Raw genomic sequence first — 7,190 nt, forward strand, 5'->3', positions numbered from 1 at the left:
GCGGCGAGCTCGGCCGAGCCCGGCGCGAATGCGATCGGCGCGCGCGCGACCGCCGCCGCCGCCGTCTGCAGGCAGGCTTCCTCCGCCTCCGGGGCTTCCCCCTCGGCGGCGGCGGAAGCCTCGGGCGCCGGTTCCGCCGTCCCGGTCAGGGTAAAGGCGATCCGCCGGTTCTGCGCCCGCCCCTCGGCGGTGGCGTTGTCGGCCACCGGCTCGGCCTCGCCGAAGCCGCGCGCCACCGACTCCGGCAGCGCCAGCCCCTCGGCCCGGAGCGCCGCCAGCACCGCCTCCGCTCGCTCCTGGCTGAGCCTGAGGTTGCCGCTCTCCGAGCCCTGCGCGTCGGTATGGCCGCCGATCTCGAAGACCGCCTCCGGGCAGCCGCGCAGCGTGGCGCCGATCTCCGCCAGCACCGGGCCGCTCTCCGGCGTCAGCTCGGCGGCGCCGGGCGAGAACTCGATCGCCCGCTCGGCGAGGATCGCCTCGATCTGCGCCGCGCAGGCCTCACCCGGGAACTCCTCCGCCTCCGCAATCTCGCCCGGCGCAAGCCCGTCGGCCGGCGCCGCTTCCTCGAGCTCCTCCCCCTCGCTCTCCGGGATCAGGCGGAACTCGATGCGCCGGTTGGCGGCTCGCCCCGACTCGGTCGCATTGTCGGCGGCCGGCACGCTGGCGCCGAAGCCGCGCGCGGTCAGCCGCACCAGCGGCAGGTTCTCGGCGCGGAGCGCCGCCAGCACCGCCTGCGCCCGCGCCTCGCTCAGCCGCTGGTTCGCCTCGGCCGACCCCTGCGAGTCGGTATGGCCGCCGATCTCGAAGTCGGCGCCGGGGCAGGCGCGCAGCACGTCGGCGATGGCGGCGATCACCCCCTTGCTCGTCGGGACGATCTCGGCCGAGCTCGGGGCGAACTGGATCGACCCCGCCGCGAGGATGGCGGCGATCTGGTCGGCGCAGAGCTCGGGCTTCGGCCGTGCCGCCTCGGCGGCGGCCGCCGCGGCGGCCGCGTCGTAGGCGACGTTCACCTTCGCGCCGTCCGGCACCTTGGCGGCGAGGAGCGCCGTGACCTTCGCGCCCGCATCGGCCTCGAGGCTCCGCCCCTCGACCGTCACCGCCTCCGCGGTCACCACCACCTTGCCCGCGTCGAGCGCGGCGAGCGCCTCGACTCCGGCCAGCACCCGCCCCGGCCAGCCGGCCGGCAGCCCCTCGGCGATCTCGGTCGTGTCCATCACCCGGTCGTGCCCGAAGAGCGCGGCGGCGTAGCTCAGGATCGCGTCGCGCGAGGTCGGATCGGTCACCGCCCCGGCCAGCCGCACCGCGCCGTCCGCCGAGAGCGTCGCCTCGAACTCGGGCGGCACCTCCGCCGCCTCCGCCGCCCCGGCCGTCTCGCCCGCGACCTCCTCCGGGACGACGGTGGAGAGATGGAAGACATCGGGCAGGTCGGCGTCGAGCTGCGCCGCTACTCGCTGCACGGCATCGGGCGCGGCGCCCTCCGGCGCGGTGAGCTCCGCCTCGAGATCGAGGAGCGCGAAGCGGCCGCCCCCCAGCGCCCTCAGCGCCTCGAGGCCGCGGCTGACCGCGACCGGCCAGCCGGCCGAGGGCGAGCCGAGGCCCACCCGGCACTCGGCCGCGCCCTCCGCCAGGCCGGCGGCCCGCGCCTCGGCGAGGATCGTCGCCGCCGTCTCCTCGCTCGGGGCGCTGCAGGCCTCCATCCGCCCGACGCCCCCCGCCAGGCTGAAGTCGAAGGCGAAGGGCGCGATCACCGCCCTGGGCGCCGAGACCTCGAGCGCGAGCGTCACCCCCTCGGGCTTGGCCCGCTGCAGCCGCTCCTCGATCGCCGCCTGGTCGCGCGCGCTGTCGGCGACCGTCACCACCCGCACCGCCCCCGGCGCCACGCTGATCTTCGCCCGCGGCAGGTCGGACAGGACCGACAGCCCGAAGCCGAGCGCCTCCTGCCAGCCCTCCGGCGCCGGGTCGGAGGCCGATTCCAGCATGTCGGTCACGTTGGCAGCCAGCCCGCCGGCCCGGAGCGCCGCGCCGATCACGTCGCGTCCGCCGACCTGCGGCACGAGGCCGATCAGCGACACGTCCGCCTCGTTGCGCAGGAGCTCGAGCGCGAAGGGCGGCGGCGGCAGCGGCTCGACCGCGGCGAGCGTGGTCAGATCCTCGATCCGCCGCCCGTCGACGATCTGCCGCGTCGTCTCGAGCGCGCGGAAACGGCTCGCCTCGTCGGGCACGGCACCGGTCAGCGTCACCTTCAGCCCGTCGGTCGCGACCTCCGCCCAGTCCTGGTCGGCCGCGGCGAGCGCCGCCCGCACCTGCCCGGCGGTCGCCGCCTCGTAGCGGGCGGTGGCCTCCTCCGCCACCCGCCACGCCGCCGCTGCGGCCAGGGCGAAGGCGATGACGGCAAAGAAGATCGCGCGCAGGCGCATCAGCAATCGACCCCATCCAGCCCGCGGGTCTTTAGGCCCATCCCGCCCTCCGATCAACCCGAGCGCCGGTCACAGAATCGCGGCCCCGAGCAGCCCCGCCGCCAGGATCAGCCCCGCGTCGCGGTTCGAGCGGAAGAGCACGAGGCAGACCGCCGGATCGTCGATGTCGAGCCGCCGCAACTGCCAGCCGAGGTGCAGCGCGAACCCCGCCACCCCGAGCAGCGCCGCCGCCCGCGCCGCCCCCCCGAGCCCCGCCGCCAGCACCGCCGCCGCCGCCAGCCCCGCCGCCAGCAGCAGGAACCCGGCGAGCCACCGCCCCGTCGCCGCCCCGAAGAGCCGCGCCGTCGACTTCACCCCGATCAGCGCGTCGTCCTCGCGGTCCTGGTGGGCATAGATCGTGTCGTAGAAGAGCGTCCAGGCGATCCCCGCCGCATAGAGCAGCCCCGCCGCCCAGGCGAGCCCCCCGGCATGCGCCGCCCAGCCGAGCAGCGCCCCCCAGTTGAAAGCGAGACCCAGGAACACCTGCGGCCACCAGGTGAAGCGCTTGGCGAACGGATAGACGGCGACGAGCCCCAGCGAGCCCACCCCGAGCAGCACCGCCGCGCGCGGAAAGGTCAGCAGGATCGCGAAGGCGAGGAGCGCCTGCCCCGCCATCCAGCCCACGGCCTGCCGCGGCGTCACCTGCCCCGAGGGCAGCGGCCGCGACCGCGTCCGCGCCACCTTGGCGTCGATGTCCCGGTCGGTCAGGTCGTTCCAGGTGCAGCCCGCCCCGCGCATCAGCGCCGCACCCGCGGCGCAGCCCAGGAAGATCCAGAGATCGAACGCCGCGAGCCCGGCCGGATCCGCCGCCGCCGCCAGCAGCAGCCCCCACCAGCAGGGGATGAGCAGCAGCCACGTCCCGATCGGCCGGTCGGCCCGCGACAGCCGCAGGTAGGGGCGCAGCCCCGCCGGCGCCCGCCGGTCCACCCAGTTGCCGAGGACGGCGTCCGCCACCCTTCCCCCAGCCACCCTTCCCTCGTGCGCCCCGCTGGCGCTAGTCTCCCGTGTCATGGGGGGAGATATGGCAGAAGCCGCACCGAAGATCAGGCTTTTTGTCGAAGGCGCCCTCGGCCCGGGCGCCCAGGTCATGCTCTCCCCCGACCAGGCGCACTATCTCTTCAACGTCATGCGCGCCACCCACGGCACCGAGGTCGCCGTCTTCAACGGCCGCGACGGCGAATGGACCGGCCCGGTCACCCGCACCGGCCGGCTCGGCGGCAGCGTCACCTGCCGCGCCCCCGGCCGGCCGCAGCGCCGCCCGCCCGACCTCTGGCTCGTCTTCGCCCCGATCAAGAAGGCGCGCACCGACTTCATCGTCGAGAAGGCGGCCGAGCTCGGCGCCGCCCGCGTGCTGCCGGTCTTCACCCGCCACACCAACGCCGCCCGCGTCCAGCCCGACCGCCTGCGCGCCCACGCCATCGAGGCCGCCGAACAGTGCGGCGAGACCTTCGTCCTCGACATCGCCCCGCCCGTCCGCCTCGAGGCCCTGCTCGACGCCTGGGACCCCGGCCGGCGCCTCGTCTTCTGCGACGAATCGCGCGCCGCCGTCCCGGCCGCGGCGGCGCTGGCCGAGGCCGCCCCCAACTCTGCCCCCGGCCCCTGGGCCATCCTGATCGGCCCCGAGGGCGGCTTCGCCCCCGAGGAGGCCGCCCGCCTGCGGGCGCTCCCCTACGTCCTGCCGGTCACCCTCGGCCCGCGCGTCCTGCGCGCCGACACCGCCGCCGTCGCCGCCATCACCCTCTGGCAGGCGCTGCTCGGCGACTGGCGATGAGGGGCCGGCGATGAGCTTCCTGCGCCCCGAACTCGCCGCCCGCCTCGCCCGCTGGCGCGAGCCGATCGCCTGGGGCGCGCTGCTCGCCGCCGGCCTCCTGCTCGTCTGGCGCGGCTACGCCCGGCTCGATCCGCTGATCTTCATCCTCGGCCTCATCGCCGCCGCCACCGGCCTCGGCCTGCTGCGCGACGCGCTGCGCCGGGCCAGCCTCGCGTCCGACACCCTCTCCGAGGGGGTGGTGGTGATCGACGAGGCCCGCATCGCCTACCTCGGCCCGCGCGACGGCGGCTTCGTCGACCTGCCCTCGGTCACCCGCGTCGAGATCGTCAGCCGCCCGCACCTGCCGCCGGCCTCGCCGCACGCCTGGGTCATCACCGCCGAGGACGGCACCCGCCTCACCATCCCGCTCGGCGCCACCGGCGCGGACGCCCTCTTCGACGCCCTGAGCCCGCTCCCCGGCATCGACTTCGACGCCGGCATCGCCACCATCACCGCCCGCCGCCCCGGCCGCACCACCGTCTGGCGCAAGGCCGGCTGAACGGCCGGGCAGCGGGGTGGTCGATGCTAGCGGCGGCTCGTGCCTTTCAGCTTCCGCGCCTTCAGGGCCTGGATCATCAGCGCCTGGACGGCCTTGGTGAACTGGAGGCCGAACGCGCCCAGCCGCCCGTCCGGCTCGAAATAGAAGCTCCGCTCGGGGAGATCGATATTGGCCTCGTCGGTGACGACCCAGAGCCGAAGGTGCTGGTCCAGTCCCGCGCGCCGCTTCTCGATGTCGGGCACTTCCATGGCGAACGGACTTCCCCCGGGTGCCTGCGAGGTGATCGGCACCATGAGAACCTCTGTCTCGCCGGCGGCGTTCCGCGTGAGCAGGGTCATCGCCACCGGCCGTACCTTCCGACCCTCGGTCTCCCCGCGTGCGGCCTCCCGACTCCAGAGGAAAGGATAGCGCCATACGTCCCCGACCGCGGGCGGGGCGCGTTCAGCCATTCTCGATGCTGTCCTGCAGATCCGCGATCAGCTTCTCCGCCTCCGCATCCGTCAGGTCCGAGACATGGAACGCGCGGCGGGTCTCGTCCCGGCCGCAGAGGCGCTCGTAGCGCTCCGCCGACAGCATGACGAAGCGCGGCTTGCCATGGCGCGCGATCACCACGGGCGCTTCGGCGGCAGCCGCCAGCACGTCTCCGGTCCGGTTCGCGAGCTCGGTCGAGGAAAACTGCTTCATGCTACCTCCTGCCTTCCGGAAGTTAGCTATTTTGGGCATTATCTACAAGTCCCGCCGCGCCGTCCGCGACAGAGCGCATGCCGACACGGCCCCCGCGCCTCACTCCTCCGGTTCGGTGGTGAACATGAGCGGATAGCCCTCGCGCGCCGCCATCTCGATCGCCTGGGTCGCCTTGGTCTCGGCGATCTCGCGGGTATAGACCGCGACCACGCACACCCCGCGCTGGTGCGCCGTCAGCATCACCGCCATCGCCTGGTCGGTGGTCATGCGGAAGATCGCGCGCAGCACCATCACGACGAACTCGCGCGGGGTGTAGTCGTCGTTGAGAAGGATGACCTTGTATGCCTTCGGCCGCTCGGTCTTCGGCTTCGCCTCGGTCCGCGGCCGGGTGACGCTCGTGCTCATCGTACCAGCCAGAATCGCACATTCCCCCGCACGGTGAAAGGCGTATGCTCGCGGGATGACCGAACCCGAACCCCCCGAGCCCAACGTCGCGACCCGCTGGTCCGCCGCCGAGGACGGGCCGGGGCTCGCCCGCGTCCACGGCGACGCCTGGCGCTACGCCTATGCCGGCATCATCCCCGGCATCACCCTCGAGCGGATGATCGCCCGCCGCGGCCCGGCCTGGTGGAGCCGCATGCACGCGCGCGGCTTCCGCGCGCTGGTCGTCGACTGCGACGGCACGCTGGCCGGCTACGCCACCCTCGGCCGCAGCCGCGCCCCCGGCGGCGGCCCCTCGGGCGAGATCTACGAGCTCTACGTCCGCCCGGAGTACCAGGGCTGCGGCCTCGGCCGCCGCCTCTTCGCCGAGGCCCGCCGCACGCTGGCCGTCAACGGCCTGCCGCGCCTCACCGTCTGGGCGCTCAGCGAGAACGAGATCGCCTGCCGCTTCTACCGCGCCATGGGCGGCACCGAGGCCGGCCGCGCCGAGGACCGCTTCTGCGGCATCCCGCTCCGGAAAACCGGTTTCGCCTGGGGCGCCCCGGCATGAGCCTCACCCTCTGGTTCCACCCGCTCGCCTCCTTCTGCCACAAGGCGCTGATCGCGCTCGACGAGCGCGGCCTCGCCTTCGAGCCGGTCGTCGTCGACCTCGCCGACCCCGCGGCCCGCGCCGCCTTCGCCGAGGTCTGGCCGCTCCTCAAGTTCCCCGTCCTGCGCGATGCCGCCCGCGGCGCCACCGTCGCCGAGTCGACCGCCGTCATCGAGTATCTCGACGCCTTCCACGGCGCCTCCGACGGCGGGCGCATGATCCCCGCCGACCCCGACCTCGCCTGGCGGGCGCGCATGTGGGACCGCATCTTCGACCAGTACGTCGAGCTGCCGATGCAGAAGATCGTCACCGACGCCATCCGCCCGGAGGGCGCCCGCGACCCGCACGGCGTCGCCGAGGCCCGCGCGGCGCTCGCCGCCACCTACCGCTTCCTCGAGGCCGGGCTCCCCGCCGCCCCCTGGGCGCTCGGCGAGGACTTCGGCCTCGCCGACTGCGCCGCCGCCCCCGCGCTCTTCTACGCCGACGTGGTGCAGCCGCTCGGCCCGGCCGAGCCGCGGCTCCGGGCCTACCTCGACCGCCTCCTCCGCCGCCCCTCCTACGCCCGCGTCCTCGCCGCCGCCGCCCCCTACTTCCCGATGTTCCCGCTCGACCCGAAGCCGCGCCTTCCCGCCTGAAGCGCGTCTATACGTTGTCAATACGCGATTTTCGGCCCAGGAAAATCAATGACTTGGCCGGCGGGCACGCGTGCCC

At 74.7% G+C, this 7,190-nt stretch carries 9 protein-coding genes; 4 read left to right on the forward strand and 5 right to left on the reverse strand.

Translation table 11 applies throughout. The annotated features are described in order from the left end of the window. Both Q0112_RS05230 and ubiA read right to left on the reverse strand, forming a co-directional pair. A partial coding sequence (locus Q0112_RS05230; protein ID WP_297972415.1) for an OmpA family protein occupies positions 1 to 2,417 on the reverse strand: 2,417 nt, incomplete at its 3' end. A 69-nt stretch (positions 2,418 to 2,486) separates the two neighbouring features. Continuing rightward, positions 2,487 to 3,467 carry a 4-hydroxybenzoate octaprenyltransferase gene (gene ubiA / locus Q0112_RS05235; RefSeq protein WP_297972395.1) on the reverse strand — a complete coding sequence of 327 codons (981 nt, stop codon included), beginning with the start codon at positions 3,465 to 3,467 and terminating at the stop codon, positions 2,487 to 2,489. Between the two features lie 10 nt (positions 3,468 to 3,477). On the opposite strand from ubiA, the gene Q0112_RS05240 reads away from it, so the two are divergent. Next, positions 3,478 to 4,227 carry a 16S rRNA (uracil(1498)-N(3))-methyltransferase gene (locus Q0112_RS05240; protein WP_297972398.1) on the forward strand — a complete coding sequence of 250 codons (750 nt, stop codon included), beginning with the start codon at positions 3,478 to 3,480 and terminating at the stop codon, positions 4,225 to 4,227. 10 nt (positions 4,228 to 4,237) lie between these two features. Next, entirely contained in the window at positions 4,238 to 4,765 is a 528-nt protein-coding gene (locus tag Q0112_RS05245) for a hypothetical protein (protein WP_297972401.1), read from the forward strand. A gap of 26 nt (positions 4,766 to 4,791) precedes the next feature. On the opposite strand, the gene Q0112_RS05250 is transcribed toward Q0112_RS05245, so the two are convergent. The 3 genes from Q0112_RS05250 to clpS all read right to left on the reverse strand — a co-directional run bounded on the left by Q0112_RS05250 (position 4,792) and on the right by clpS (position 5,854). Then, on the reverse strand, positions 4,792 to 5,109 hold the full coding sequence (locus tag Q0112_RS05250; RefSeq protein ID WP_297972403.1) for a hypothetical protein: 318 nt from the start codon (positions 5,107 to 5,109) through the stop codon (positions 4,792 to 4,794). Positions 5,110 to 5,206: 97 nt separating this feature from the next. Next, positions 5,207 to 5,449, reverse strand: coding sequence for a type II toxin-antitoxin system Phd/YefM family antitoxin (locus tag Q0112_RS05255; RefSeq protein ID WP_297972406.1), 243 nt, complete (start codon positions 5,447 to 5,449; stop codon positions 5,207 to 5,209). Between the two features lie 99 nt (positions 5,450 to 5,548). Continuing rightward, on the reverse strand, positions 5,549 to 5,854 hold the full coding sequence (clpS, locus tag Q0112_RS05260; protein ID WP_297972407.1) for an ATP-dependent Clp protease adapter ClpS: 306 nt from the start codon (positions 5,852 to 5,854) through the stop codon (positions 5,549 to 5,551). 55 nt (positions 5,855 to 5,909) lie between these two features. On the opposite strand from clpS, the gene Q0112_RS05265 reads away from it, so the two are divergent. Both Q0112_RS05265 and Q0112_RS05270 read left to right on the forward strand, forming a co-directional pair. Then, complete coding sequence (locus tag Q0112_RS05265) at positions 5,910 to 6,440, forward strand: GNAT family N-acetyltransferase (protein WP_297972411.1); 531 nt, start codon at positions 5,910 to 5,912, stop codon at positions 6,438 to 6,440. Beyond that, positions 6,437 to 7,114 (forward strand): glutathione S-transferase family protein, encoded by a 678-nt coding sequence (locus tag Q0112_RS05270; RefSeq protein WP_297972413.1) that lies wholly within the window; start codon positions 6,437 to 6,439, stop codon positions 7,112 to 7,114. Before Q0112_RS05265 ends, Q0112_RS05270 begins: the two co-directional genes overlap by 4 nt. Positions 7,115 to 7,190 lie beyond the last annotated feature (76 nt).

The organism is uncultured Amaricoccus sp., from assembly GCF_937858865.1.
Taxonomy (GTDB): Bacteria; Pseudomonadota; Alphaproteobacteria; order Rhodobacterales; family Rhodobacteraceae; genus Amaricoccus.